Below are 23,544 nucleotides of genomic sequence, written 5' to 3' on the forward strand. Positions count from 1 at the left end.
GTTCCATGCTCCTTGACTGTCGCCACAAATTGGCCCGGCTCAGCGCCTCGTTCGCACTACCAGGCTGACACCGATCGCCGTCAGCGCCGTGCCGATCACGGTCACCAGCGTGATCGGCTCGGAAAACAGCAGCCAGGCCATCAGTGCCGTAGCGGGCGGCACGAGGTACATCAGGCTGGTGACCGACGCCACCGCGCCGCGCTGGATCAGCAGGTACAACAGCGAACTGCCGCCCAGCGTCAACGCCAGTACCGACCAGGCCATGGCCCCGGCCAACTCGGCGTTCCATTGCATGACCTCCTGCTCCAGCAGCGCAAATGGCAGCGTGACCAGCAAGGCCGCGCCCAGCAGCACGGCATTGGCCGAGCGCACGTCGCAGGGCGCCACAAACCGCTTCTGGTACAGCGTGCCGGCCGTGATGCTGAACAGCGCCATGGTAGCCAGAGAGAGGTTGAACCAGTCGGCCTCGCCGCCCTGCCCCAGCCTGCGCGACACCACCAGCGCCAGCCCGGCAAAGCCCAGCGTCAAGCCGGCCCACTGGCGACGCGTCACGTGCCCGCCCGTGCCCGAGAGCCAGACGGCGGTCAGCACCGGCTGCAGGCCCACGATCAATGACGACAGGCCCGAGCCCATGCCGGCCTTGACGGCGGCCCAGACACCGCCCAGATACCCGCCGTTCATCAACACGCCGGTGACGGCCAGGTGCAGCCACTGCGCGCGCGTTTTCGGCCAGGCCACGCGCGCCAGCACGATCCAGGGCAGAAAACACAGAATGGACAGCGCATAGCGCAGCGCCAGAAACTTCATCGGCGGGGCATATGGCATGCCGTAGCGCGCCACGATGAAGCCGGTGCTCCAGATCACGACAAACACCGCAGGCATGGCCCGCGTGAAGGCGTCGTCGCGGGCCGCCGACGTCATGGCTGCAACGTCACTTCACGCGCGCCCGGATTTCGGGCAGCGCTTTTTGCAGGTAATACACCATGGACCAGACCGTGAGGATGGCCGCAATCCAGATCAGCCAGGTGCCCCACAGGTGCGTGTCGATGCGCCCGAACAGGCGGCCGTCGAACAGCAGGAACGGAATGGCCACCATCTGCGCCACCGTCTTGAGCTTGCCGATCATGTGCACTGCCACGCTCTTGGACGCGCCGATCTGGGCCATCCATTCGCGCAGCGCCGAGATCGCAATCTCGCGGCCGATGATGATGAGCGCCACGAACACGTCGACCCGCTGCAAATACACCAGCACCAGCACGCAGGCGCAGACCAGGAACTTGTCGGCCACCGGGTCGAGGAAGGCGCCGAACGAAGAGGCCTGGTTCAGCTTGCGCGCCAGGTAGCCGTCGAGCCAGTCGGTGGCGGCGAACAGCATGAACATCACCGTGGCCACCAGGTTGCGGCTGGGCTCGCTGATGGGCAGGTAGAACACGCCGACAATTAACGGGATCGCGACGATGCGCGTCCAGGTCATGATGGTCGGGATGGTCAGAAACATGGGTGCGATTGTGTCATGGCCGGCGATCGCCGACGGGCCGGCCCGCGAGCCTCATCGCAGCGCCCGGTAGATTTCCGCGGCCAGCTCCTTCGAGATGCCCTCTACCGTGGCAATTTCCTCCGCGCTGGCACCGGCCACACCCCGAATCCCGCCAAAGCGCTGCAGCAGCCGGGCGCGCCGTTTCGGACCGATGCCCGGGATTTCCTCCAGCTTGCTGCCACCCACGCGCACCCGGGCCCGCTGGGCGCGCATGCCGGTGATGGCAAAGCGGTGCGCCTCGTCGCGGATCTGCGCCACCAGCATCAGGGCGGCGGAATCCTTGCCCAGGTACACCTTGGGGCGGCCATCGGCGAACACCAGCTCTTCCAGACCCACCTTGCGGCCCTCGCCCTTTTCTACACCCACGATCAGGCCGAGGTCAATGCCCAGTTCGGCGAACACCTCGCGCGCCATGCTGACCTGGCCCTTGCCACCGTCCACCAGCACCAGGTCGGGCAAGCGCACGGTGCTGACGGGCGGCGCCGCGGCGGCGTCATCGCCGGATCCCTCAGCGGCTGCGCCCAAAGGGCCCGGGCCCGCGTTTTCGGCTTGCCGGATAACCTCCACCATTTTGCTGTAGCGCCGCGTCAGCACCTGGCGCATGGCGGCGTAGTCGTCGCCCGGCGTGATGTTGTCGATCGAGTAGCGGCGGTACTCGGCGCTTTGCATCTTGTGGCCCTGAAACACCACGCACGAGGCCTGCGTGGCCTCCCCCGCGGTGTGGGAAATGTCGAAGCATTCGATGCGAAAGGCATCGAGCTGGTCCGGCACCAGCCCCAGCGCATCGACCAGCGCGCGCGTGCGGGCCTGCTGCGAGCCCTCCTCGGCCAGCAAACGGGCCAGCGCGATGCCGGCGTCTTTCTGCGCCATCTCGAGCCAGATGCGGCGCTGCTCGCGCGGCTGGTGCACGGCGCTGATCCGCACGCCGGTCTGCAGCGACAGCGCCTCGATCAGGGCGTTGCTCACCGGCTCGCTGGTGATCAGCGTGGGCGGCACCGGCACGTCGATATAGTGCTGCGCGATAAAGGCTTCGAGCACCTGCACCTCGACCGACAGATTGACCGGCGGCAACTCATCGTCCACGTCCGCCTGGTACACGCCCGTGGCATCTTCCACCTGCGCCGGAAAGTAGGGCCGGTCGCCCAGATGCCGGCCGCCGCGCACCATGGCCAGGTTGACGCAGGCCCGGCCCCCGTGCACCTGCACCGCGAGGATATCCACGTCCTTGTCCGACACGTTGTACACGGCCTGCTGCAGCAACACGGTCGACAGCGCCGACATCTGGTTGCGCAGCTCGGCCGCCTGCTCGAACTCCAGCCGCTCGGCATGCGCCATCATGCGGGCCTGCAGCGCATCGAGTACCTGCTGGGTCTCGCCCTGCAGGAATTTTTCGGCATCCTGCACATCCTGCGCATACGCCTCGGGCGAGATGTAATTGACGCAGGGCGCCGAACAGCGCTTGATCTGGTACAGCAGGCAGGGCCGCGTGCGGTTGTTGAACACCGTGTCCTCGCAGGTGCGCAGGCGGAACACCTTTTGCAGCAGCAGGATCGACTCCTTCACGGCCCAGCCGTTGGGGAACGGGCCGAAGTAGCGGTTCTTCTTGTCGACCGCACCGCGGTAATAGGCGACGCGCGGGAAACTGGCCGCTGACGGCGCCCCCGCCCCGGCCTTGTCGCGCGGGCCGGTGATCTTCAGATAGGGGTAGCTCTTGTCGTCCCGGAACAGGATGTTGTACTTCGGGTTCAAGACCTTGATCAGGTTGTTTTCCAGCAGCAGCGCCTCGGCCTCGGAGCGCACCACCGTGGTCTCCATGCGCACGATCTTGCTCACCATGTGGCCGATGCGCGTGCCGCCATGGTCTTTGTGGAAATAGCTCGAAACCCGTTTTTTCAGGTTGATCGCCTTGCCGACATACAGCAGTTGGCCGTCGGCGTCGAAGTAACGGTACACGCCGGGCAGCGCCGGCAGCGCCGCGACCTCGCTCAGCAGTTGTTCGGAATGCGTGTCTGACATACCACCGTATTGTCGTTCCTGCAGCCAGGCTGACACAGCGCCGGGGCTGGAATAGGCCGGGTCACAATCGCCCCCATGCTGTGGGACATCTTCTGCAAGGTCATCGACAACTTTGGCGACATCGGCGCGTGCTGGCGGCTCAGCGCCGACCTGGCCGCACGCGGCGAACAGGTGCGGCTGTGGGTGGATGACGCCTCGGCCCTGCGCTGGATGGCACCGGGCGGCTGCCCGGGCGTCACGGTGCTGCCCTGGGCGCAGTCGCTTCAGCCCACCGGGCGGCCACCGGCCGACGTGCTGGTGGAGGCCTTCGGCTGCGAGATCGCTCCTGAGTTCATAGCTGCATGCGTAGATGGGGTAAGGGCTACAGGCCGAAAACCCGTATGGATCAACCTCGAATACCTGTCCGCGGAGAGCTTCGTCGAGCGCGCCCACGGCCTGCCCTCGCCGGTTATGAGCGGTCCGGGCGCGGGCCTGACCAAGTATTTTTTCTACCCCGGCTTCACGGCGCACACCGGCGGGCTGCTGCGCGAACCTGGCCTGGCCCACCGCCAGCTTGAATTCAACCGCGCCACATGGCTGGCGCGACTGGGCGTCGACCCTCAAGGCGAGCGGCTGGTGTCACTGTTTTGTTACGAACCCCCGGCCCTGGAGGGCCTGCTCGATCAACTGGCAGACGGCGCGCAGCCCACCCGGCTGCTGGTCACGCCGGGACGCGCGGCAGCGGCAACGAGGGCCGCGATTGAGCATAAAAACAGGCTTCAGCCCTTATGGAACAAGCGCAAGCAGCTATCAATTTCGTATTTACCGGCCCTCAGTCAGGTTGACTTCGACCACCTGCTGTGGGCCTGCGACCTCAACTTTGTGCGCGGCGAGGATTCGCTGGTACGCGCCCTGTGGGCCGGCAAGCCCTTCATCTGGCAGATCTACCCGCAGGACGACGCGGTCCACCACGGCAAGCTGGAGGCATTTCTGGATTGGCTGCAGGCACCCGCGTCGCTGCGGCAATTCCACCAGGTCTGGAACGGCGCCAGCGCCGCCGGCCTGCCACCCATCGACGGCGCCGCCTGGGGCCCGATGGCAGTGGCGGCACGTGAGCGGCTGCTGGCGCAGGACGACCTGACCCACCAGTTGCAGCAGTTCGTCCTGAAAAACCGTTAAAATTGAAAGCTCAGTGGAATCGACATGCCGGTTGGGCAGGAAACGCTTCCTGCCACCAGGGCGGCCCCACCTCCTGACACGTTTCTCAAGACCTCCTCTCAAGACCCTATGAAAATCGCTCAAGAAATCCGCGCCGGCAACGTCATCATGCACGGCAAAGACCCGATGGTTGTGCTCAAGACCGAATACAGCCGCGGCGGCCGCAACTCGGCCACCGTACGCATGAAGCTCAAGAGCCTGATCGCCAACTTCAACACCGAAGTCGTGTTCAAGGCCGACGACAAGATCGATCAGGTCATCCTCGACAAGAAGGATTGCACCTACTCGTACTTTGCCGAACCGATGTACGTCTGCATGGATGAAGAATTCAACCAGTACGAAGTCGAAGCCGAGAATATGGGCGACACCCTGAACTACCTGGAAGACGGCATGCCGCTGGAAGTGGTGTTCTACGACGGCAAGGCCATCTCGGTGGAGCTGCCGACCAGCGTCGAGCGCGAGATCACCTGGACTGAGCCCGCCGTCAAGGGCGACACGTCCGGCAAGGTGCTCAAGCCCGCCAAGATCGCCACCGGCTTCGAGATCGGCGTGCCGATTTTCGTGGCCCAGGGCGACCGGGTCGAAATCGATACGCGCACCGGCGAGTACCGCAAGCGCGTCTGAGGCATTGCAGTCCCCGCTGCACGCAAAAGGCTTGCCGCGATGCAAGCCTTTTTTGATTGAACGCTGAATTTGTCGCCGCCGGCCACGCTAACCGCAGCGCAAATTCAGTGTAGGCTATCCTGATGAACAAAGTGACTGCCGAACCGTCCGCTGCCTGCCCGGTGCCAGACAGCAGTCCCGTCGGCCCGGCCCGACTTTCGCTGCGCCGGGTGCTGATCGACACCTACCCCGAAAATGTGGCCTACCTGCACCGCGACTGCGAGATTTATCGAGCCGAAGGCTTCCAGGCGCTCTCGAAGGTGGAAGTCCGGGCCAACGGACACCGCATTCTGGCCACCCTGAACGTGGTGGATGACGAGAACATCGTGTCGTGCGGCGAACTCGGCCTTTCCATGGCCGCTTATGCCCAGATGGAAGTGACGGGCAGCCAGAGCGTCACGGTATCGCAGGCGGAGCCGCCCGAGTCGATCGGCGCACTGCACCGCAAACTCGGCGGGGAACGCCTTGGGCTGGAAGATTTACGCGGCATCATGCGCGACGTCGCGGAGCACCACTACTCCAAAATCGAGTTGACAGCCTTCGTGGTGGCGACCCACCGCGATGACCTGGACCGCGAGGAGGTGCACTTTCTGACAGAGGCCATGATCGAGGCCGGACGCCGGCTGGACTGGCACGAGGCGCTGGTGGTGGACAAGCACTGCATCGGCGGCATCCCCGGCAACCGCACCTCCATGCTGATCGTGCCCATCGTCGCAGCACATGGCATGCTGTGTCCCAAGACTTCCTCGCGCGCCATCACTTCGCCAGCGGGCACCGCCGACACCATGGAGGTGCTGGCCAATGTGGCGTTGCCTGTGGAACAACTCCAGGAGATCGTGCGCAATCACCGCGGATGCATCGCCTGGGGCGGCACAGCCAACCTCTCGCCGGCCGATGAAGTGCTGATCTCCGTGGAGCGGCCCCTGGCGCTTGATGCCCCCGGACAGATGGTGGCCTCCATCCTGTCAAAAAAGATCGCCGCCGGCTCCAACTATCTGGTGCTCGACATCCCGATCGGGCCGACCGCCAAGGTGCGCTCCATGGCGGATGCCCAGCGCCTGCGCCGCCTGTTTGAATACGTCGCCAAACGCATGAGCCTGTCGCTTGACGTGGTGATCACCGACGGCCGCCAGCCCATCGGTTTCGGCATCGGCCCCGTGCTCGAAGCCCGGGACGTGATGCGCGTACTGGAAAACGACCCGCGCGCGCCCGTGGACCTGCGACAAAAGGGCCTGCGGCTGGCCGGCCGTCTCATTGAATGCGATCCGGACGTGCGTGGCGGCGACGGTTTTGCCATTGCACGCGACATTCTTGACTCGGGCCGCGCATTGGCCAAGATGAATGACCTTATCCAGGCCCAGGGCAGCAAATCCTTCGACCACAACAACCCCGAACTCGGTGCGCTGACCTTTGAAGTGCGGTCACCCGAGGCCGGCGTGGTGGCCGGGTTCGACAATCTGCAACTGGCGCGGATTGCCCGCTTCGCCGGCGCTCCCAAGGTCAAGAATGCGGGTGTGGATCTGCTGTGCAAGCTGGGGGATGCGGTGGAGACTGGCACCTTGCTGTACCGCGTGCATGCCGGATTCCCCGCGGACCTGGAGTTTGCGCGCCGCGCCTGCAGCCAGTCCACGGGCTACACGATTGGTCGCGCTGACGAGGTGCCGCACGTGTTTGTGGAGTTCTGATGACGGCGGCTGCCTTGCTGTTGTACTTTGAAGACGAGCACGAAAGCGCGCTGCGGCTTGCCGGCGCAGCCGCCCTGGCGTCGGCCCCTCTCGGGCGCCACCGCTTTCCTGACGGCGAGTTCAAGCTGCGCCTTCCGGCATCGCTGCCCGAGAGCGTGGTGCTGCTGCGCACGCTTGACCATCCCAATGAAAAACTGCTGGAGCTGCTGCTGGCCGCCCGCACCGCGCGTGAGCTGGGAGCACGGCACCTGACGCTGGTGGCGCCCTACCTGGCCTATATGCGCCAGGATGTGGCATTTCTCCCTGGTGAAGCGGTCAGCCAGCGCATCGTCGGGCGCTTTCTCGCGGACCTGTTCGACGCCGTGATCACCGTGGACCCGCACCTGCATCGCGTCGCTACGCTGCGGGAGGCGATACCGGTGCCCCACGCGATTGCATTGACCGGCGCAGCCCTGCTGGCCGATCTGATCGCCGGGCGCCGGCAGCGGCCGCTGCTGGTAGGACCGGACGCCGAGTCGGCGCAGTGGGTCGCCCAGGCCGCCGCGCGACACGGTTTTGAATATGCGGTGTGCTGCAAGGTCCGCCACGGCGACCGCACCGTCGAGATGGAGCTGCCACCCGTGAACGTCGCCGGCCGTGCCGTGGTCTTGCTCGATGATGTCGCAAGCACCGGCCAGACCCTTGCAGGCGCCGCGCGCCTGCTGCTGGCGGCCCGCGCGGCTTCGGTTGATGTGGCCGTGACGCACGCCCTGTTTGCGGGCGACGCCTTGCAGGTCATTCTTGACGCCGGCGTGGGCGAGGTATGGAGCACCGATTGCATCAGCCATTCAAGCAATGCGGTCAGCGTGGCACCGCTTATCGCCGCCGCATTATCCGGCATAACCCATTGACAGTCCCCGCATGAACACCCCTCACAAACTCAACGAACGCACCCTCGCCGACGCCTGGGCCGAATTGCAGGCGTATTCCGAGCAGGGCAACCCGCTGCAGGCCGACGCTTACCGCGTGGCCTTTGCCGACCCCGAATTCTTGTTGCGGCGCGAAACGCGCGGCCTGCGCATCCAGCTCGAGATGCTCAAGCCCGAAATAGAGCAGCACGCGCAGGGCATTGAAAACACCGTCGTGGTGTTTGGCAGCGCACGCTTTCCAGCCCCCGAGACGGCGCAAGAGAGCCTGGCACTGGCACGAAAGACCGGTGACGCGGCTGCGCTGGCGCTGGCCGAGCAGCATCTGCGCAATTCGCGCTATTACGACCAGGCCCGGCGGTTTGCGCGCCTGGTGGCGGCTTACAGCAAATCGCGCCCGCTCAGGGAGCAGCTCTTTATCTGCACTGGCGGCGGACCCGGCATCATGGAAGCGGCCAACCGCGGCGCCCACGAAATCGGCATGCCCAACGTGGGCCTGAACATTGCACTGCCTCATGAGCAGTCTTCAAATCCCTACGTCTCGCCTTCACTGAGCTTCAAGTTTCACTATTTTGCAATGCGCAAAATGCATTTCATGATGCGTGCCAAGGCGCTGGTGGCTTTTCCCGGCGGCTTCGGCACGCTCGACGAGCTGTTTGAAGCCCTGGCGCTGGTGCAGACACGCAAGGCCAGGCCGGTGCCCATCCTTCTGTTTGGCTCCGACTACTGGAAGCGGCTGATTGATTTTGACCTGCTGATTGAAGAGGGCGTCATTGCGCCGGAAGACCTGAAACTCTTTACGTATGTGAACGAGCCACAGGACGCCTGGGACGCCATCAAGACGTTTTACGAACTGTAGCGTTGGCGACAGCTGGCGTCCCCGTGGCCGGCGCGCCGGCCACGCAGGACGGTCGGATCAATGATCGTCCGGGTCCTTGTCCAGCGGGATGAGCCGGGCGGATTCCAGCTCGGGCAGCGCCTCCACATTGCGCAGGGCCTTGCCCATGACGCGGCTGCGCTGCTCGGCGCTGCTCAGGGTGTTGAGCACAGTCTCGGTCTGCGACTTCACCTTGGCCAGCACGTCGCCGAACTTGCCGAACTCGGTCTTGACCGCGCCCAGCACCTGCCATACCTCGCTGGAGCGCTTCTCCAGCGCCAGCGTGCGAAAACCCATTTGCAGAGAGCTCAGCATCGCCAGCAAGGTGGTCGGACCGGCCAGCGTCACGCGGTGTTCGCGCTGCAGCACGTCCATCAGCCCGGGACGCCGCAGCACCTCCGCGTACAGGCCCTCGGAAGGCAAAAACAAAATCGCGAAATCTGTGGTGTACGGTGGTTCGACGTATTTCTCGGCGATGGACTTGGCCTCGAGCCGGATGCGCAGCTCCAGCGCCTTGCCCGCGGCCTCGGCGCCCTGAACGTCGGCGCGCTGCTGCGCGTCGAGCAGCCGCTCGTAATCTTCGTTCGGAAACTTGGCATCGATCGGCAGCCACAGCGGCGCGCCATCGTCGGAGCGGCCCGGCAGCTTGATGGCAAAGTCCGCCACGTTCTTGCTGCCCGGGCGTGTCGCCACCTGCGCCGCATACTGGTCGGGCACGAACACCTGCTCCAGCAGCGAGGCCAGTTGCGCCTCGCCAAAGATGCCGCGCGTCTTCACGTTGGTCAGCAGATGCTTGAGGTCGCCCACGCCCTGCGCCAGCGTCTGCATCTCGCCCAGTCCCTTGTGCACCTGCTCCAGCCGGTCGGCCACCTGCTTGAAGCTATGCCCGAGACGCGCCTCCAGCGTCGTTTGCAATTTTTCGTCCACCGTCTGGCGCATCTCGTCGAGCTTGGCGGCGTTCGACTGCTGCAGCTGGGCCAGTTGCGCCTCCAGGGTAGCGCGCACCTCGCCCAGGCGGCGCGCGTTGGATTCACTCAAGCCCGAAAGCTGGGTGCTCAGCGTGTCGGACAGCGTCTTTTGCAACAGGGCGAGCTGCTGCCCGAAGGCGTCGATCTGCGTGTTCTGTGTGCGCACGGCCTCGGCGCTTTGCTGCACCAGCGTCTGCTGGAAGGTGCCGAAGGTTTGCGTCAACTCCTGGCGGCCTCCGCGCGAGGACTCGCTGATCTCGCGGCGCAGCTCACGTTCGAGCCGCTCGTTCGCGGCACCCAGCGTGGTGAGCAGCTCGGCGCGGCCCGAATCGGGCGGCTTTCTCACCAGCAGCCAGACCAGCAACAACAGGTTGACGAGCGCCAGCAGTGCGGGCAGCCAAAATTCCGGATGCGTCATGAATGCTATTTATTTGATAGCCAACACCGCAGGATTCAACGGGGTGAGCGGCTTGTTTTGTGTCAGGTAGCCGATCAGGTTGTCGGCCGCCAGGGTCGCCATGGCCAGGCGCGTGGGCACGGTGGCACTGGCGATATGCGGCGTCAGCACCACGTTGGGTACGCTCAGCAAATCGGAGTGCACGCGCGGCTCGCCCTCGAACACGTCGAGCCCGGCCGCGGCAATGCGCTTCTCGCGCAGGGCCAGCGCCAGCGCCGCGTCGTCCACGATGCCACCGCGCGCAATATTGATCAGCGTGGCCGTGGGCTTCATCAGGGCCAGCTCGGCCGCCCCGATGGCGTGATGGGACGCGGGCGAGTACGGCAGCACCAGCACCAGGTGGTCGGCGCTGCGCAGCAGTTCTTCCCTGGACACAAAACGCGCCTTGCATTCGAGCTCCGTTGCCGCGTCGAGCCGGGAGCGGTTGTGGTAGATCACCTTCATGCCAAAGCCGTGCGCGCCGCGTTTGGCGATGCCCTGCCCGATGCGGCCCATGCCCAGAATGCCCAGCGTGGTGCCATGCACCTCGGCACCCGCAAACATGTCGTAGCGCCAGGTGTTCCATTGGCCGGCGCGCAGGAAATGCTCGCTCTCGGTGATGCGCCGCGCGGTGGCCATCAACAGGGCAAAGCCGAAGTCGGCCGTGGTCTCTGTCAGCACGTCAGGCGCGTTGGTGGCCAGCACGCCGCGCGCGGTCATCGCATCGACGTCGAAATTGTTGTAGCCCACCGCCATGTTGGCGCAGATTTTCAAGTCGGGACAGCCGGCCAGCACCCCGGCGTCGATGCGGTCGGCGCCGGTGGTCAGGGCGCCGGCCTTGCCCTGCAGCTTGCCGATCAATTGTGCTTTGGGCCAGGCTTCGTCGGCCTGGTTGGTCTCGACTTCAAAGTGCTGCTGCAGGCGCGCGATGGTTTCGGGAAAGATGGCGTGGGCAACGAGGATCTTGGGCTTGCTCATAAAGTTGAATAGTTAACGGAACCAGATAAAAGTCATGACGATGAACAGGGGAATCAGCACCGCGCCCGCCCATGCCATGTAGCCGAAGAAGCTGGGCATGCGCACGCCGCGCTGCTCGGCGATCGCCTTCACCATCATATTCGGCGCGTTGCCAATGTAGCTGTTGGCCCCCATAAAGACCGAGCCGGCGGAGATGGCGGCGAGCGTGGCCGCCATGTCGGTCATCAACAGATGCGCGTCGCCGCCGGCCGTGTTGAAGAACACCAGGTAGGTGGGCGCATTGTCCAGAAACGAGCTGAGTACGCCCGAGGCCCAGAAATACATGGCGGGGTCGGGCTGGCCGTCGGGCCGCGTGACCGCGGAGACGACGGCACCGAACGCGCCACCGGTGCCGGCGCGCAGCATCGCGATCACGGGAATGATGGTCAGGAAGATGCCCGCGAACAGCTTGGCGACCTCGGCCATCGGGCCCCACGAGAACTGGTTGTCGGCGTGCACGCTGGCAGGCGTGGCTCTCAGGGAGACGAGGGTCACCACGATCAGGCCCGCGTCGCGCAACAGTCCGGGCAGTGTGAGCGGTGTGCCGCCGATCTCGAACACGATGCCCGGCTTCCACAAGCCGCTCATCAGCACCAGGGCGACCACCACACCGAGCAACCAGAAATTGATGGCGCCGTCGAAACCGAGCCGGCGGGTGTCGGGCGTGGGGTCGACCGGCAGCACACCTTCGCGCTGGTAGTGCCAGCGGTCCAGCACGAAAAAAATCACCAGCAGAGCGCCCACCAGGAACAGCGTTTGCGCAAAGAGGTGGCGCACCGTCCAGAAGAAATCCACGCCCTTCAAAAACCCGAGAAACAGGGGCGGATCGCCCAGCGGCGTGAGCGAGCCGCCCGCGTTGGACACGATGAAGATGAAGAACACCACGATATGCGCGCTGCGGGCACGGTTGTCATTGGCGCGGATCAGCGGGCGGATCATCAGCATGGAGGCGCCGGTGGTGCCCATGAAGCTGGCCAGCACCGCGCCGATCGCCAGCAGCGCCGTGTTCAGCCCCGGGCTGCCATGCAGGTTGCCGCGAACGAAGATGCCACCCGCCACCGTGAACAGGGCGGTGAGCAAAATGATGAACGGAATGTATTCGGCCACCAGCGCATGAACCAGGCTGGCACTGGCCCTATCGGTACCGTACAGTGCCGCGAACGGCAGCAAAAACGCAAGCGACCAGGCGGCGGCGACCTTGCCGAAGTGGTGGTGCCAGAACACCGGCGCGAGCAGCGGGCACAGCGCAATCGACAGCAGGATGCCCGCAAACGGGATGCCCCAGAGCGCGGACATCACGAATCAGTCGTCCGCCGCGATCTCGAACACCTGGCGCAGGTAGGCCAGGTACTTCACGTCGTCGCACATGTTCTTGGACGGTGTGTCCGACAGCTTGGCCACAGGCTGGCCGTTGCAGCGCACCATCTTGATCACGATCTGCAGCGGCTCGTAGCCCAGGTCGTTGGTCAGGTTGGTGCCGATGCCGAAGGCGAGCATGCAGCGCCCGCGGAACTGCTGGTACAGCTCGATGGTGCGCGGCACGGTCAGGCTGTCGCTGAAGATCAGCGTCTTGGTGCGCGGATCGACGCGGTTCTTTTTGTAGTGCTCGATCAGCCGCTCGCCCCAGGCGAACGGGTCGCCGCTGTCATGGCGCGCGCCGTCGAACAGCTTGCAGAAATACATATCGAAGTCGCGCAGGAAGGCGTCGAAGCCATACACGTCGGACAGCGCAATGCCCAGGTCGCCGCGGTATTCCATGGCCCAGCGCTCCAGGCCGAACACCTGGCTGTCGCGCAGGCGCGGGCCCAGCGCCTGGCAGGCCTGCAGGTACTCGTGCGCCACCGTGCCCAGCGGCGTCATGCCCAGCTTCATCGCATACAGCACGTTGCTGGTGCCTGCGAGCTGGCCCGCGCTGCCGGTGCCCAGCCGGCTCTTCAAGGTGCGCAGCACCTCTTCGTGCCAGGTGTTGCAAAAGCGCCGGCGCGTGCCGTAGTCGGCAATCTTGAGCTCGCTCAGGCCCGGCCCTTGCAGCAGTTCGATCTTGGCCTCGAGCCGCCGGCGCCCTTCCGCAAAGTCCGGCGCTTTTTGCGTATTGCGGAAATACACCTCGTTGACGATGGCCAGCACCGGAATCTCGAACAGGATGGTGTGCAGCCACGGTCCCAGGATGGTGATGTCGATCTCGCCGGATGCCAGCGCGGTGACGGTGATGTATTTCTCGTTGAGGTGGAACAGCCCGAGGAAATCCACGAAGTCGCTCTTGATGAAGCGCATGGCGCGCAGATAGTCCAGCTCGGCATCCTGGAAGTGCAGACTGCACAGTGCGCGAATCTCCTCGCGGATCTCGCCCACGTAGGGCGCCAGGTTCATGCCGGCGTTGCGGCATTTGAACCGGTACTCCACCTGCGCACCCGGAAACTGGTGCAGCACCACCTGCATCATGGTGAACTTGTACAGGTCGGTGTCGAGAAGGCTGGTGATGATCATGAGGGGCTGTGCGGCGCGCCCATCTACGGGCGATGTTTCACAGTGTAGGGGATTCACGTTCGTCGGCCGTAGGCCCTCGCCTACGGCGATTGGCCGGCCCCTCCTACTGCTGCAGCGCAGCATGCCGCCTACAGTTGAAAAACGCCAGCGTACTGCGGCCCAGAGCGCAGCCACCGTGGCGCGTACACCCTCCGCTCAATCAACCTCTACAGGAGAACAGCATGAACAACGATCGCATTGAAGGTAACTGGAAACAACTCAAGGGCAAGGTGAAGGAGCAGTGGGGCAAGCTCACCGACAGCGACCTCGACATCATCGCGGGAAAACGCGACCAGTTGCTGGGGCGCATTCAGGAGCGCATGGGCGTCACCAAGGACATCGCCGAGCAGCAGATCAAGGACTGGGAAAAGCGCAACCCCACCTACACGTTTGAAAAATCCGAGTAGGTCGGGCCGCTAATGCTGGCGGCAGGGTGGCTAGCATTGCTGCAGCCGCCCTGCCGCCAGCGTCAGCGTGCGGTCGGCATGCGCGGCCAGGATCTGGTTCTGCTCGGCCACCAGCAGGGTGACGCCCTGGCGCTTGAGCAGCAGTAGCGCCTCGCGGACGGCCTCGACGAGCAACGGGGCAATCCCTTCGCAGGGCTCGTCGAGCAGCAGCAGCGTCGGGCCGGTCATCAGGGTGCGGGCGATCGCCAGCATCTGCTGCTCACCGCCGCTCATCTGGCTACTTGGACGGTCCAGCATCGTGGCCAGCGCCGGGAACAATTGCAGCGCCTGCGCCTCGCGCGCCGGCACATCGCCGCGCGCCGCCAGTCGCAGGTTTTCGCGCACCGTGAGTCCCGTGAACAGGCGCCGGTCTTCGGCCACATAGCCCAGCCCGATCAGCGCGCGCCGGTGCGGCTCCCAGCGTTCGATGCTCTTTTTTTGATAGCTGATGGCGCCGGTGGCGCGAGGGCTCAGGCCCATAATGGCTTGCAACAAGGTGGATTTGCCGGCGCCGTTGAGGCCCTCCAGCACCACCAGCTCGCCCGCCGCCACCTGCAGGGACACGTCGAACAGCGCCTGCGCCGCGCCGTACCAGACGTTGAGATGGCGCACCTCAAGCATGGCTGGGCGCCCGCCGGGTCGCGTCAAAGGAATGGCCCAGATAGCGGCTGCGCACCTCGGGGTGGCGCGCAATCTCATCGGGCGTGCCCTGCGCCGCCAGCCGGCCCTCGATCAGCACCAGCACGCGATCGGCCACGCCGAACACCGCGTCCATGTTGTGTTCGGTGTAGAGCACGGCCACGCCGTCGCGCGCGAGTGATTTGACCAGTTGCATCAGCTCCAGCCGCTCGGTCTCGGCCAGGCCCGCGCCCGGTTCGTCGAGCAGCAGCAGTCGCGGCCGCACGGGCGATGGCAAGCGCCCCTGCGGGTCGGCCAATGCGCCCTCGCCTTCGCCCAGCCCCACTAGCGCCATGGCCAGCTCCAGCCGCTTCTTGGCGCCATACGGCAGGCCCAGCGCATCGGCGTGCGCCAGATGCTGCAGGCCGACCCGCGCCAGTAACTGCGTGGCGGCGGCCACCGACACCCGGTCCAGCACATTCCAGGCCGGCAGCCCGTGCCTGGCGGTCATGAGCAGCTGCAGATTTTGTAGCACCGTGAGCGCGTCGAAGGTCTGCGCCACCTGGAACGTGCGCGCCACGCCGCGCGCCAGCCGACGCGCGGGCGCCAGCGCGTCAATGCGCTGGCCGGCCCACAGGATCTCGCCGCCGCTGGGGCGTTGCTGCCCGGCGATACAGGCAAAGCAGGTCGATTTGCCGGCGCCGTTGGGGCCGATCAGCGCCACGCACTCGCCGGCGCGCACCTCGAAGCTGACGCCATCGACCGCCTTGACGCCGCTGAAGTACTTGACGAGATGGCGCACCTGCAGCATCAGTCCCTCCGGCCCGGTGCCGGGGCACGCGCAGGGCCCTTCAATTTTGAGAGCAGCCCGAGCAGGCCCGACGGGGACAAGACCATGATCAGCATCACAAACACGCCGAGCGCCCCGCGCCAGTAGTCAAACCCCTGGCCCAGTTCGGCGCTGGCCCAGGTCAGCAGCAGGCTGCCCACGCCCGCGCCCCAGAGCTGGTGCACACCGCCCAGCAGCACGACCAGCAACGCATCGAGCGAGGTCGAGACGCCGGCGCTGGACGGAAACACGGCGCCCTTGTGCGCCGCAAACAGGCCGCCCGCCAGGCCGGCCAGCACCGCGCTCTCGACAAAGATGCGGTACTTGATCCACGCCACTCTCAAGCCCGAGGCCGCGGCGCGCTGCGGTGCATCGCGCACGGCCTGCAGCGCCGCGCCAAAGGTCGAGCGGCCCAGGCGCCGCAGGGCTCCCACGCTGAGCAGCGCGAGCAGCACCAGCAGCGCGTAAAACAGCCCGCGCGTGTCGTGCGTGACCAGGTTCAGCCCGATGACGCCGTTGTCGCCGCCGGTCAAACCCACCCATTGCGTGGCCGTGGCCCACACCACCTGCGCCAGCGACAGCGACAGCATGGCCAGGTACACGCCGGCGCTGCGCACCACGGCGGCGCCGAACACGACGGCCACGACAAGGGCCGCGGCGCAGCCCGTGGCCAGCGCCAGCGGCAGCGTCGCGCCCCACGTCGTGTACGCCAGGGCAGCACCATAGGCGCCCAGCGCAAAAAATGCGGCATGGCCAAAACTCACGAGCCCGCCCAGCGCCATCATGGCCTGCAGGCTGACGCCAAAAACCAGCAGGATCAAGCCGTCCGCGGCGAGCGAGCGCCAGTAGTCGCCCGCCTGCCACGCGATGGCGCAAAACACCGCGACTGCTACGAAAACGAGAGCTGCACCCCAAGGACTAGTGGGGGTCAGAACGAGTTTTTGTGCCATTTCCTTGGGGCCCGCATCGAGCGGCTGCCCCCTCAAACCGAGCGGGCGCAGCGCCAGCACCACGGCCATGGTGAGGAACACCAGCACCAGCGTGGCCTGCGGAAACAGGCTCAGGCCAAAGGCGTGAATCAGCCCGATCAGCAGCGCCGCAAAAAACGCGCCGCTGATGCTGCCCAGGCCGCCCGTGACGACAACGACAAAGGTCTCGACGATCACGTTCATGTCCATCTGCAAATTCGCCGGCTCGCGCGGCAGCGCCAGCGCGCCGCCGAGCCCGGCCAGCGCGCAGCCGAGCACGACAGCCCCCAGCATCAGCGGCTTGGGATTCACGCCGAGTGCCGCCAGCATGCCGCGGTCCTGCGTGGCGGCGCGCAGGCGCTGGCCAAAAAGGCTCCAGCGCAAGAGCGCGTGCAGCCCGAGCCAGACCAGCGGACCGAGCGCGATGGTGACGAGCTGGTACACCGGGAAGAACTGGCCGAGCAGTTCGACCGAGCCCTTGAGGCCCGGGAAGCGCGGCGCGAACACCTCGTCCGGCCCGAAGCCCCAGCGCATCGCGTCGTGCATCGCCAGCGCCAGGCCGAAGGTGGTCACCAGCTGGTACAGCTCGGGCACGCCGTACATGCGCCGCAACACAAAGAATTCGGCCACAGCCCCGGCCAATCCCGCGCACAACGCTCCCAAAAGCATAGCTAGTGCATACAGCGCGGCGCTCTCGCCCCAGGCCGGGTACCATTCGGTGACCCAGTGCGCCGCCAGCAGCGCGCCCAGCATGAAGAAGCTGCCGTGGGCGAAGTTGATGATGCGCGTGACGCCGAAGATCAGCGTCAGCCCGGCGGCCATCAGGAACAGCGTGGTGGCGTAGCTCAGGCCATTGAGAAACTGGATGGCGACAAAAATCACGGGGCGTGGTGCATCCGCAATTAATCCATCCAGGTCGTGAATTCGGCGGCCGCCACGCGCGGCGTGCGGTAGCTGTTCACCGGCGCCGTCTCGTCGGCGTAGCCGAGCGACATGCCGCACACCAGCATCTCGCCCTCGCCCGCGCCAATGTGCGGCAGGATGATCTTGGCAAAGCCGTTCCAGGCCGCCTGCGGGCAGGTGTGCAGGCCGTGGCCGCGCGCGGCGACCATGATGTTCTGCAGGAAGGCGCCGTAGTCCAGCAGGCTGCCGCGGCCCATCACGCGATCGAGCGTGAACATCAGGCCCACGGGCGCATCGAAGAAGCGGAAGTTGCGCTGGTGCTGCGCATGCATCTTGTCCTTTTCGCCCCTGGCAATGCCCAGCAGGCCGTACAGGCCCCAGCCGTTCTCGCGGCGCCGGTCGATATAGGGGCTGACCCATTTCTCGGGGTAGTAGTCGTACTCCTCGCGGTACTCGGCGCCCAGCGCGGGATTCGCGCGGATGGCGTCGTGCGCAGCGCAGACCTTGTCGGCCAGCGCGTCGCGGCTCGCGCCCTGCAGCACGTACACGCGCCAGGGCTGGGTGTTGGTGCCCGAGGGCGCGCGCGCCGCCACCTGCAGCAGGTGCGCGATGGTCTCGCGTGGCACGGCTTGTTGCGTGAAGGCGCGTATCGACATGCGGCTGTCGATGGCCGCCTCCACAAACGCCGCCGGCGTGGCCGTGCGGCCCAATTCATTCATGACGCTCAAATGAGTTTCTCCAGAACGGCTTTCAATGGACCGGGCAGCGGCACCGGCCGGCGCGTGTGCCGATCCACGTACACGTGGATGAAGTGCCCCTTGGCCGCGGTTGTCGCCTCATCGTCCGCAAACAGGCCGATCTCGTAGCGCACGCTGGACCGGCCCAGGTGCGCCACCCGCAGGCCGGCGCGCACCGTTTGCGGAAAGGCGATCGGCGAGAAGTAGTTGCAGTGGGTTTGCACCACCAGTCCGATGGTGTCGCCATGCTGGATGTCGAGCACGCCCTGCTCGATCAGGTAGTGGTTCACCACCGTGTCGAACCAGCTGTAGTACACGACGTTGTTGACATGCCCATATGCATCGTTGTCCATCCAGCGCGTGCCGAGGGTGCGAAACACCTCGTAGGCATCGCGCGGTTCGGGGTCGGTCTCTCGGTCGAGGTTCATGGCCGGTTATTTTGCCAGCGTTGCCAGCGGGCACCGATTGTGTCGGGCCGATGAAACGGCGGGGAGCCGCCGGTTTCTAGAAAGTCGCCCCTAATATGCTGCGCTGCAACACAAATTACTTGTAATAGCTCGGGATAACCCTATAATTCAATCTATGCTGCGCTGCAACATAAAACCGGATTAGAGCCGGGTTCAGAGCAGATACTGTCCCGTCACTCTTTACCTACCGGAGATCTCCTCATGTTGACCGCTGAACAAGTCCTTGCCGCCCATAAAGCCAACGTTGAAACCCTGTTTGGTCTGACCGCCAAAGCCTTCGAAGGCGTTGAGAAACTGGTCGAGCTGAACGTGACCGCTTCCAAGGCTGCTCTGGCCGAAGCCGCTGACACCACGCAAGCCGCCCTGAACGTCAAGGACGCGCAAGAGCTGCTGGCCCTGCAAGCCGGCCTGCTGCAGCCGCTGGCCGAGAAGACCGCCGCCTACAGCCGTCACCTGTATGACATCGCTCAAGGCACCAGCGCCGAATTCACCAAGGCTTTCGAAGCCCAATCCGCCGAGACGCAGAAGAAATTCGCCGGCTTGGTGGACAGCGCTGCCAAGAACGCACCTGCCGGCTCCGAAACCGCCGTGGCCGTGATGAAGAGCGCCGTGGCTGCCGCCACCAACGCTTACGAGTCCGTGCAAAAGGCCGTCAAGCAAGCCACCGACATGGCCGAAGCCAACCTCAATAGCGTTGCCGCCACTGCCGCCAGCGCCACGAAGTCGGCCACCGCCAGCGTTGCTGCCGGCGCCCGCAAGCGTTAATTCGTACCGATTGTCTCCTCGGGTCTTTTCGAAGCCTTCGGGCTCAGGGATCCGTTAAGGCTCCGTCGCAAGACGGGGCCTTTTTTTCGTGAGCCCCCACGCTTTTCACTTCGTGTCATGCGCTGCCCCCGAGGGGGCTGAACTTGCTCGGGGCGGCCCTTCGCGGCGTTCGGGCCCGCCTATCTTGCCCCGGCCTCGATCAGCTGCTTCAGCTTCGGCAGCAATTGCCGCATGGCGAGCCGGCCCGCTTCGATGGCGTGGCGCCGCGCCGCAAAGTCCGAGCTTTTCACGCCGTTCAGGGGCGGGCGCACCACCAGGTCGGCGTCGCGCAGCTCATAGCGGTTGATGCTCTTGCTCATGATGGCAAAGGTCTGCAACAGGATCTGCAGCGTGCCGTCCGTGGCATTGCCTTCGGGCGAGCTGGAAATATCAACCGCAATCACCAGCTCGGCGCCCATCTGGCGCGCGTAGTCCACCGGCACGGGCGCCACCAGGCCGCCATCCACGTAATCATGGCCCGCAATGCGCACGGGCTCGAAGATCGCGGGCACCGCGCTCGAAGCGCGCACCGCGGTGCCGGTGTCGCCACGCTGGAACAAAACACCCTGCCCGCTGTTCAGGTCGGTCGCGACGACGCCCAGTCGCAGCGGCATGGCTTCGATCGTCCGCCCCGCCACCTGTTGATTGACGTAGCGCGCCAGACCGTCGCCACGCATCATGCCGCGGCCGAACAGGGGCAGCGTCCAGTCGGTGAAGGCGGCCTCCTCCATCGAGAGCGCGGCCTGCTGCAGCTGCGCGCCGGTCTTGCCGCTGGCGTACAGCGCCGCCACCAGGCTTCCGGCCGAGGTACCCACCACCAGATCCGGCTTGATGCCGGCCTGCTCCAGCACCTGGATCACGCCCACATGGGCAAAGCCGCGCGCGGCGCCGCCGCCCAGCACCAGAGCGATGCGCGGCGGGCGTTTCGGCGCGGGCTGCACCGCGATGGGCGGCTCCAGCGGCGGCGCGGGCACGGGCGCAGGCCGCGTGGCGCAACCAGCGAGGAAGACGCTGGCGGCCAGGCCTGCCGCGGCGAGCAGCGGCCACGACCACGAGCGGGCGGCCTTTTCGGGATGAGGAGGTGTATTAAGCTGCATGGGGGCGTCCATCTTAGGGCCACCCGCGGCGCCCCGTCATAATTGACGTTTACGTCAACGTCAACCACCCTTTTTTCAGGAGTTCAGCATGGAAATCAAAGGCAAGGTATTCATCGTCACCGGCGGCGCATCGGGCCTGGGTGAAGGCACGGCGCGCATGCTCGCCGCCCAGGGCGGCACGGTCGTGATTGCCGACATGCAGGCCGAAAAAGGCGAGGCCGTTGCCAGGGAGATCGGCGGCGCCTTCGTCAGATGCGACGTCAGCAGCGAGGCCGATGGCCAGGCCGCGGTGGCCAGGGCCACCTCCATGGGCAAGCTGATGGGCCTGGTCAACTGCGCGGGCATCGCGCCGGCCGAGAAAACCGTGGGCAAGAACGGCGCGCATGCCCTGAGCGTGTTCAGCAAGACCGTCATGGTGAACCTGGTCGGCAGCTTCAACATGATCCGCCTGGCGGCCGAGGCCATGTGCAAGAACGAACCCGAAGCCACCGGCGAGCGCGGCGTGCTGATCTCGACCGCCTCGGTCGCCGCCTACGACGGGCAGATCGGCCAGGCCGCGTACAGCGCCTCCAAGGGCGGCATCGTCGGCATGACGCTGCCGATCGCGCGCGACCTGTCACGAAACGGCATCCGCAACATGACGATCGCGCCCGGCCTGTTCGGCACGCCCATGCTGTTCGGCATGCCCCAGGAAGTGCAGGACTCGCTGGCTGCCAGCGTGCCCTTTCCGAGCCGCCTGGGCACGCCCGCGGACTATGCCAAGCTGGCGCGCCACATCTTCGAGAACGACATGCTCAACGGCGAGGTGATCCGGCTCGACGGCGCGGTTCGCCTGGCTCCACGCTAAGGCCCGTTAGTCCGCGGAATGCTCTATTTTTAATAGCTGACAGCACCCACCCATCAAGGGCCTGGAGCCTTTATTGTTTGCAATCATGATGCGCCGCGGCGCCCTTCGATGGAGCGCTCTGGCTGCTGCCGCACTGGCGGCCAGCGCGTATCTCGCGGGCTGCGCGGGCGCACTGCCACCGGGCGACACCGCACCGGCGCAGCCCGAAGCCGCATCGGGTTACGTTGACAAGCCTGGCTGGACCGGCAGCCGCTTCGCGGTCGCCGCGGCCAACCCGCTGGCCGCCCAGGCCGGCTACCAGATCCTCAAGGCCGGCGGCTCCGCCATCGACGCGGCCGTGGCCGTGCAGATGGTGCTGGCGCTGGTCGAGCCGCAGTCCAGCGGCCTGGGCGGCGGTGCGTTTTTACTGTACTTCGATGGCCGGCAAGTCGAAGCCTTCGACGGACGCGAAACCGCCCCGGCGGCGGCCAGCGAAAAGTTGTTTCTCGGCGCCAACGGCAAGCCGCTGCCCTTTTACGACGCCGTCGTCGGTGGCCGCGCGGTCGGCGTGCCAGGTGCCGTGCGCATGCTGGAGATGGCACATCGGCAGCACGGCCGTCTGCCGTGGGCCACACTATTCCAACCCGCCATCCGGCTGGCCGAGGACGGCTTTGCGGTCAGCGCTCGGCTGCACAGCCTGCTTGAAAACGACAAGTACCTGAAAAACGACCCGGTCGCCGCCGCCTACTTCTACAACGCCGACGGCAGCCCGCGCGCCGTGGGCTACACGCTGCGCAACCCCGCGCTGGCGCAGGTGCTGAAGAAAATTGCGGCCAGCGGCTCCAAAGGCCTGATGGAGGGCGATGTGGCCCAGGCCATCGTCGACAAGGTGCGCCAGCATCCGGCCAACCCTGGCCAACTCACGCTGGCGGATCTGGCCGGCTACCGGGCCAAAAAACGCGAGCCCCTTTGCAGCGATTACACAGTCCGCACCCGGGATTACCGCATTTGCGGCTTTCCGCCGCCGAGTTCGGGTGCCATCGCGGTGGCGCAGATCCTGGGCATCCTGAACCGCACCAACGCCGCCACGCTGGCGCTGCAGCACGGCCTGCCGTCGGCGCAATGGCTGCACCTGTACACCGAGGCCTCGCGCCTGGCCTTTGCCGACCGCGCGCAGTACGTGGCCGACCCCGATTTCGTGCCGCCGCCGGCGGGCAGCTGGACGAGCCTGCTGGCGCCCGGCTATCTGGCCCGGCGCGCCCGCCTGATCGACCAGCGCCCCGATGCGCCGGCGATGAAAGCCGTCAGCGCCGGCGTACCCGGCGCCGTGCAGACAAGCTACGCGCCCATGCCAGCGCAGCCCGAGCACGGCACCTCGCACATCAGCATCGTCGATGCGTATGGCAACGCGCTGGCCATGACGACGACGATCGAGGATGCGTTCGGCGCGCGCCAGATGGTGAGCCCGAACGCCGCGCTCAGCGGCGGTTTCCTGCTCAACAACGAGCTCACCGACTTCAGCTTCGCACCGACCGACGCGCAGGGCCGGCCGGTCGCGAACCGCGTGCAGCCAGGCAAGCGCCCACGCTCGTCGATGGCGCCCACCCTGGTGTTCGACAAGGCCGACGGGCAGCTCGTGATGAGCACCGGCAGCTCCGGCGGTGCGCTGATCATTCACGACGTCGCCAAGACGCTGTATGGCGTGCTCGACTGGGGTTTGAGCCCGCAGCAGGCCATCGCCCTGCCCAACTTCGCCTCGCTCGGCGGCCCGCTGCTGCTGGAGCAAAACCGCTTCCCCGCCGCCACCGTCAGCGCGCTGCGCGCGCGCGGCCACGAGGTACAGGAACATGCACTGACCAGCGGCCTGCAGGCTATTCAAAGCGGTAAGGTGGGTGGCAAGCCCCAACTGCTGGGCGGCGCCGATCCGCGCCGCGAGGGTGTGGTGCTGGGGGAGTGACCGGCGGCCATTCATCCCGCGAAACATAAACCGCGCCCGATGGGCAGGTTCGCGCCACAATGGAT

22 protein-coding genes are annotated in these 23,544 nt (G+C 65.9%); 9 read left to right on the forward strand and 13 right to left on the reverse strand.

Annotated features, from left to right (window positions below):
• Positions 1–39 precede the first annotated feature (39 nt).
• From EUB48_RS12640 to uvrC, 3 genes are read right to left on the reverse strand one after another with little or no spacing between them, the layout of a single operon-like run.
• A complete protein-coding gene (locus tag EUB48_RS12640; RefSeq protein WP_142819451.1) occupies positions 40–921 on the reverse strand; it encodes a DMT family transporter in 882 nt (293 codons plus the stop codon).
• Between the two features lie 10 nt (positions 922–931).
• Entirely contained in the window at positions 932–1,498 is a 567-nt protein-coding gene (gene pgsA, locus EUB48_RS12645; protein ID WP_142819452.1) for a CDP-diacylglycerol--glycerol-3-phosphate 3-phosphatidyltransferase, read from the reverse strand.
• A gap of 51 nt (positions 1,499–1,549) precedes the next feature.
• A complete protein-coding gene (gene uvrC, locus EUB48_RS12650; RefSeq protein ID WP_142819453.1) occupies positions 1,550–3,553 on the reverse strand; it encodes an excinuclease ABC subunit UvrC in 2,004 nt (667 codons plus the stop codon).
• 75 nt (positions 3,554–3,628) lie between these two features.
• Between uvrC and earP the strand changes: the two genes are divergently transcribed.
• The 5 genes from earP (at position 3,629) to EUB48_RS12675 (ending at position 8,862) form a co-directional block, all read left to right on the forward strand.
• Positions 3,629–4,711: an elongation factor P maturation arginine rhamnosyltransferase EarP gene (gene earP, locus EUB48_RS12655; protein WP_142819454.1), complete on the forward strand. Its 1,083-nt coding sequence runs from the start codon at positions 3,629–3,631 to the stop codon at positions 4,709–4,711.
• 108 nt (positions 4,712–4,819) lie between these two features.
• Complete coding sequence (gene efp / locus EUB48_RS12660) at positions 4,820–5,374, forward strand: elongation factor P (protein WP_142819455.1); 555 nt, start codon at positions 4,820–4,822, stop codon at positions 5,372–5,374.
• Between the two features lie 122 nt (positions 5,375–5,496).
• Positions 5,497–7,098 carry a thymidine phosphorylase family protein gene (locus EUB48_RS12665; RefSeq protein WP_142819456.1) on the forward strand — a complete coding sequence of 534 codons (1,602 nt, stop codon included), beginning with the start codon at positions 5,497–5,499 and terminating at the stop codon, positions 7,096–7,098.
• A complete protein-coding gene (locus EUB48_RS12670) occupies positions 7,098–7,988 on the forward strand; it encodes a ribose-phosphate diphosphokinase (RefSeq protein WP_142819457.1) in 891 nt (296 codons plus the stop codon). The genes EUB48_RS12665 and EUB48_RS12670 overlap by 1 nt, the downstream gene beginning before the upstream one ends.
• A gap of 10 nt (positions 7,989–7,998) precedes the next feature.
• A complete protein-coding gene (locus tag EUB48_RS12675) occupies positions 7,999–8,862 on the forward strand; it encodes an LOG family protein (protein ID WP_142819458.1) in 864 nt (287 codons plus the stop codon).
• A gap of 57 nt (positions 8,863–8,919) precedes the next feature.
• Here EUB48_RS12675 and rmuC read toward each other — a convergent pair whose 3' ends face one another.
• The 4 genes from rmuC to pncB are packed head-to-tail and all read right to left on the reverse strand — an operon-like array spanning position 8,920 to position 13,788.
• Positions 8,920–10,266, reverse strand: a complete 1,347-nt coding sequence (rmuC, locus tag EUB48_RS12680) for a DNA recombination protein RmuC (protein ID WP_142819459.1) — start codon at positions 10,264–10,266, stop codon at positions 8,920–8,922.
• 9 nt (positions 10,267–10,275) lie between these two features.
• Positions 10,276–11,262 (reverse strand): 2-hydroxyacid dehydrogenase, encoded by a 987-nt coding sequence (locus tag EUB48_RS12685; RefSeq protein WP_142819460.1) that lies wholly within the window; start codon positions 11,260–11,262, stop codon positions 10,276–10,278.
• A gap of 12 nt (positions 11,263–11,274) precedes the next feature.
• A complete protein-coding gene (locus EUB48_RS12690) occupies positions 11,275–12,597 on the reverse strand; it encodes a sodium:proton antiporter (protein ID WP_142819461.1) in 1,323 nt (440 codons plus the stop codon).
• Positions 12,598–12,603: 6 nt separating this feature from the next.
• Positions 12,604–13,788 (reverse strand): nicotinate phosphoribosyltransferase, encoded by a 1,185-nt coding sequence (pncB, locus tag EUB48_RS12695; RefSeq protein ID WP_142819462.1) that lies wholly within the window; start codon positions 13,786–13,788, stop codon positions 12,604–12,606.
• A gap of 221 nt (positions 13,789–14,009) precedes the next feature.
• Here pncB and EUB48_RS12700 point away from each other — a divergent pair, with 221 nt between their 5' ends.
• Complete coding sequence (locus tag EUB48_RS12700) at positions 14,010–14,234, forward strand: CsbD family protein (protein WP_142819463.1); 225 nt, start codon at positions 14,010–14,012, stop codon at positions 14,232–14,234.
• 30 nt (positions 14,235–14,264) lie between these two features.
• On the opposite strand, the gene EUB48_RS12705 is transcribed toward EUB48_RS12700, so the two are convergent.
• The 5 genes from EUB48_RS12705 to EUB48_RS12725 form a co-directional block, all read right to left on the reverse strand.
• Positions 14,265–14,894, reverse strand: coding sequence for an ABC transporter ATP-binding protein (locus EUB48_RS12705; protein ID WP_142819464.1), 630 nt, complete (start codon positions 14,892–14,894; stop codon positions 14,265–14,267).
• Positions 14,887–15,702, reverse strand: a complete 816-nt coding sequence (locus EUB48_RS12710; RefSeq protein ID WP_142819465.1) for an ABC transporter ATP-binding protein — start codon at positions 15,700–15,702, stop codon at positions 14,887–14,889. The genes EUB48_RS12705 and EUB48_RS12710 overlap by 8 nt, the downstream gene beginning before the upstream one ends.
• Positions 15,702–17,510, reverse strand: coding sequence for an ABC transporter permease (locus EUB48_RS12715; RefSeq protein ID WP_420821454.1), 1,809 nt, complete (start codon positions 17,508–17,510; stop codon positions 15,702–15,704). Before EUB48_RS12715 ends, EUB48_RS12710 begins: the two co-directional genes overlap by 1 nt.
• 80 nt (positions 17,511–17,590) lie before the next feature.
• Positions 17,591–18,310, reverse strand: a complete 720-nt coding sequence (locus tag EUB48_RS12720; protein ID WP_142819467.1) for a nitroreductase — start codon at positions 18,308–18,310, stop codon at positions 17,591–17,593.
• 5 nt (positions 18,311–18,315) lie between these two features.
• Complete coding sequence (locus EUB48_RS12725) at positions 18,316–18,756, reverse strand: acyl-CoA thioesterase (protein WP_142819468.1); 441 nt, start codon at positions 18,754–18,756, stop codon at positions 18,316–18,318.
• 240 nt (positions 18,757–18,996) lie between these two features.
• Here EUB48_RS12725 and EUB48_RS12730 point away from each other — a divergent pair, with 240 nt between their 5' ends.
• Positions 18,997–19,560 (forward strand): phasin family protein, encoded by a 564-nt coding sequence (locus EUB48_RS12730; protein WP_142819469.1) that lies wholly within the window; start codon positions 18,997–18,999, stop codon positions 19,558–19,560.
• Positions 19,561–19,739: 179 nt separating this feature from the next.
• Here the strand turns inward: EUB48_RS12730 and EUB48_RS12735 are convergent, their stop codons facing one another.
• Positions 19,740–20,696 (reverse strand): patatin-like phospholipase family protein, encoded by a 957-nt coding sequence (locus EUB48_RS12735; RefSeq protein ID WP_142819470.1) that lies wholly within the window; start codon positions 20,694–20,696, stop codon positions 19,740–19,742.
• 88 nt (positions 20,697–20,784) lie between these two features.
• On the opposite strand from EUB48_RS12735, the gene EUB48_RS12740 reads away from it, so the two are divergent.
• Together EUB48_RS12740 and ggt are read left to right on the forward strand one after the other, a co-directional pair.
• Positions 20,785–21,543 (forward strand): 3-hydroxyacyl-CoA dehydrogenase, encoded by a 759-nt coding sequence (locus tag EUB48_RS12740; RefSeq protein ID WP_142819471.1) that lies wholly within the window; start codon positions 20,785–20,787, stop codon positions 21,541–21,543.
• Between the two features lie 85 nt (positions 21,544–21,628).
• The gene (gene ggt / locus EUB48_RS12745) at positions 21,629–23,479 is read left to right on the forward strand and encodes a gamma-glutamyltransferase (protein ID WP_142821246.1); all 1,851 of its coding nucleotides are present in this window, start codon (positions 21,629–21,631) and stop codon (positions 23,477–23,479) included.
• Positions 23,480–23,544 lie beyond the last annotated feature (65 nt).

Source organism: Rhodoferax sediminis, from assembly GCF_006970865.1.
GTDB lineage: Bacteria > Pseudomonadota > Gammaproteobacteria > Burkholderiales > Burkholderiaceae_C > Rhodoferax_A > Rhodoferax_A sediminis.

Bases quoted from the DNA above. Each gene is read 5' to 3' on its own strand.
- EUB48_RS12640 (WP_142819451.1), bottom strand. From the start codon at position 921: ATGACGTCGGCGGCCCGCGACGACGCCTTCACGCGGGCCATGCCTGCG.
- pgsA (WP_142819452.1), bottom strand. From the start codon at position 1,498: ATGTTTCTGACCATCCCGACCATCATGACCTGGACGCGCATCGTCGCG.
- uvrC (WP_142819453.1), bottom strand. From the start codon at position 3,553: ATGTCAGACACGCATTCCGAACAACTGCTGAGCGAGGTCGCGGCGCTG.
- earP (WP_142819454.1), top strand. From the start codon at position 3,629: ATGCTGTGGGACATCTTCTGCAAGGTCATCGACAACTTTGGCGACATC.
- efp (WP_142819455.1), top strand. From the start codon at position 4,820: ATGAAAATCGCTCAAGAAATCCGCGCCGGCAACGTCATCATGCACGGC.
- EUB48_RS12665 (WP_142819456.1), top strand. From the start codon at position 5,497: ATGAACAAAGTGACTGCCGAACCGTCCGCTGCCTGCCCGGTGCCAGAC.
- EUB48_RS12670 (WP_142819457.1), top strand. From the start codon at position 7,098: ATGACGGCGGCTGCCTTGCTGTTGTACTTTGAAGACGAGCACGAAAGC.
- EUB48_RS12675 (WP_142819458.1), top strand. From the start codon at position 7,999: ATGAACACCCCTCACAAACTCAACGAACGCACCCTCGCCGACGCCTGG.
- rmuC (WP_142819459.1), bottom strand. From the start codon at position 10,266: ATGACGCATCCGGAATTTTGGCTGCCCGCACTGCTGGCGCTCGTCAAC.
- EUB48_RS12685 (WP_142819460.1), bottom strand. From the start codon at position 11,262: ATGAGCAAGCCCAAGATCCTCGTTGCCCACGCCATCTTTCCCGAAACC.
- EUB48_RS12690 (WP_142819461.1), bottom strand. From the start codon at position 12,597: ATGTCCGCGCTCTGGGGCATCCCGTTTGCGGGCATCCTGCTGTCGATT.
- pncB (WP_142819462.1), bottom strand. From the start codon at position 13,788: ATGATCATCACCAGCCTTCTCGACACCGACCTGTACAAGTTCACCATG.
- EUB48_RS12700 (WP_142819463.1), top strand. From the start codon at position 14,010: ATGAACAACGATCGCATTGAAGGTAACTGGAAACAACTCAAGGGCAAG.
- EUB48_RS12705 (WP_142819464.1), bottom strand. From the start codon at position 14,894: ATGCTTGAGGTGCGCCATCTCAACGTCTGGTACGGCGCGGCGCAGGCG.
- EUB48_RS12710 (WP_142819465.1), bottom strand. From the start codon at position 15,702: ATGCTGCAGGTGCGCCATCTCGTCAAGTACTTCAGCGGCGTCAAGGCG.
- EUB48_RS12715 (WP_420821454.1), bottom strand. From the start codon at position 17,510: ATGGCCGCCGGGCTGACGCTGATCTTCGGCGTCACGCGCATCATCAAC.
- EUB48_RS12720 (WP_142819467.1), bottom strand. From the start codon at position 18,310: ATGAATGAATTGGGCCGCACGGCCACGCCGGCGGCGTTTGTGGAGGCG.
- EUB48_RS12725 (WP_142819468.1), bottom strand. From the start codon at position 18,756: ATGAACCTCGACCGAGAGACCGACCCCGAACCGCGCGATGCCTACGAG.
- EUB48_RS12730 (WP_142819469.1), top strand. From the start codon at position 18,997: ATGTTGACCGCTGAACAAGTCCTTGCCGCCCATAAAGCCAACGTTGAA.
- EUB48_RS12735 (WP_142819470.1), bottom strand. From the start codon at position 20,696: ATGCAGCTTAATACACCTCCTCATCCCGAAAAGGCCGCCCGCTCGTGG.
- EUB48_RS12740 (WP_142819471.1), top strand. From the start codon at position 20,785: ATGGAAATCAAAGGCAAGGTATTCATCGTCACCGGCGGCGCATCGGGC.
- ggt (WP_142821246.1), top strand. From the start codon at position 21,629: ATGATGCGCCGCGGCGCCCTTCGATGGAGCGCTCTGGCTGCTGCCGCA.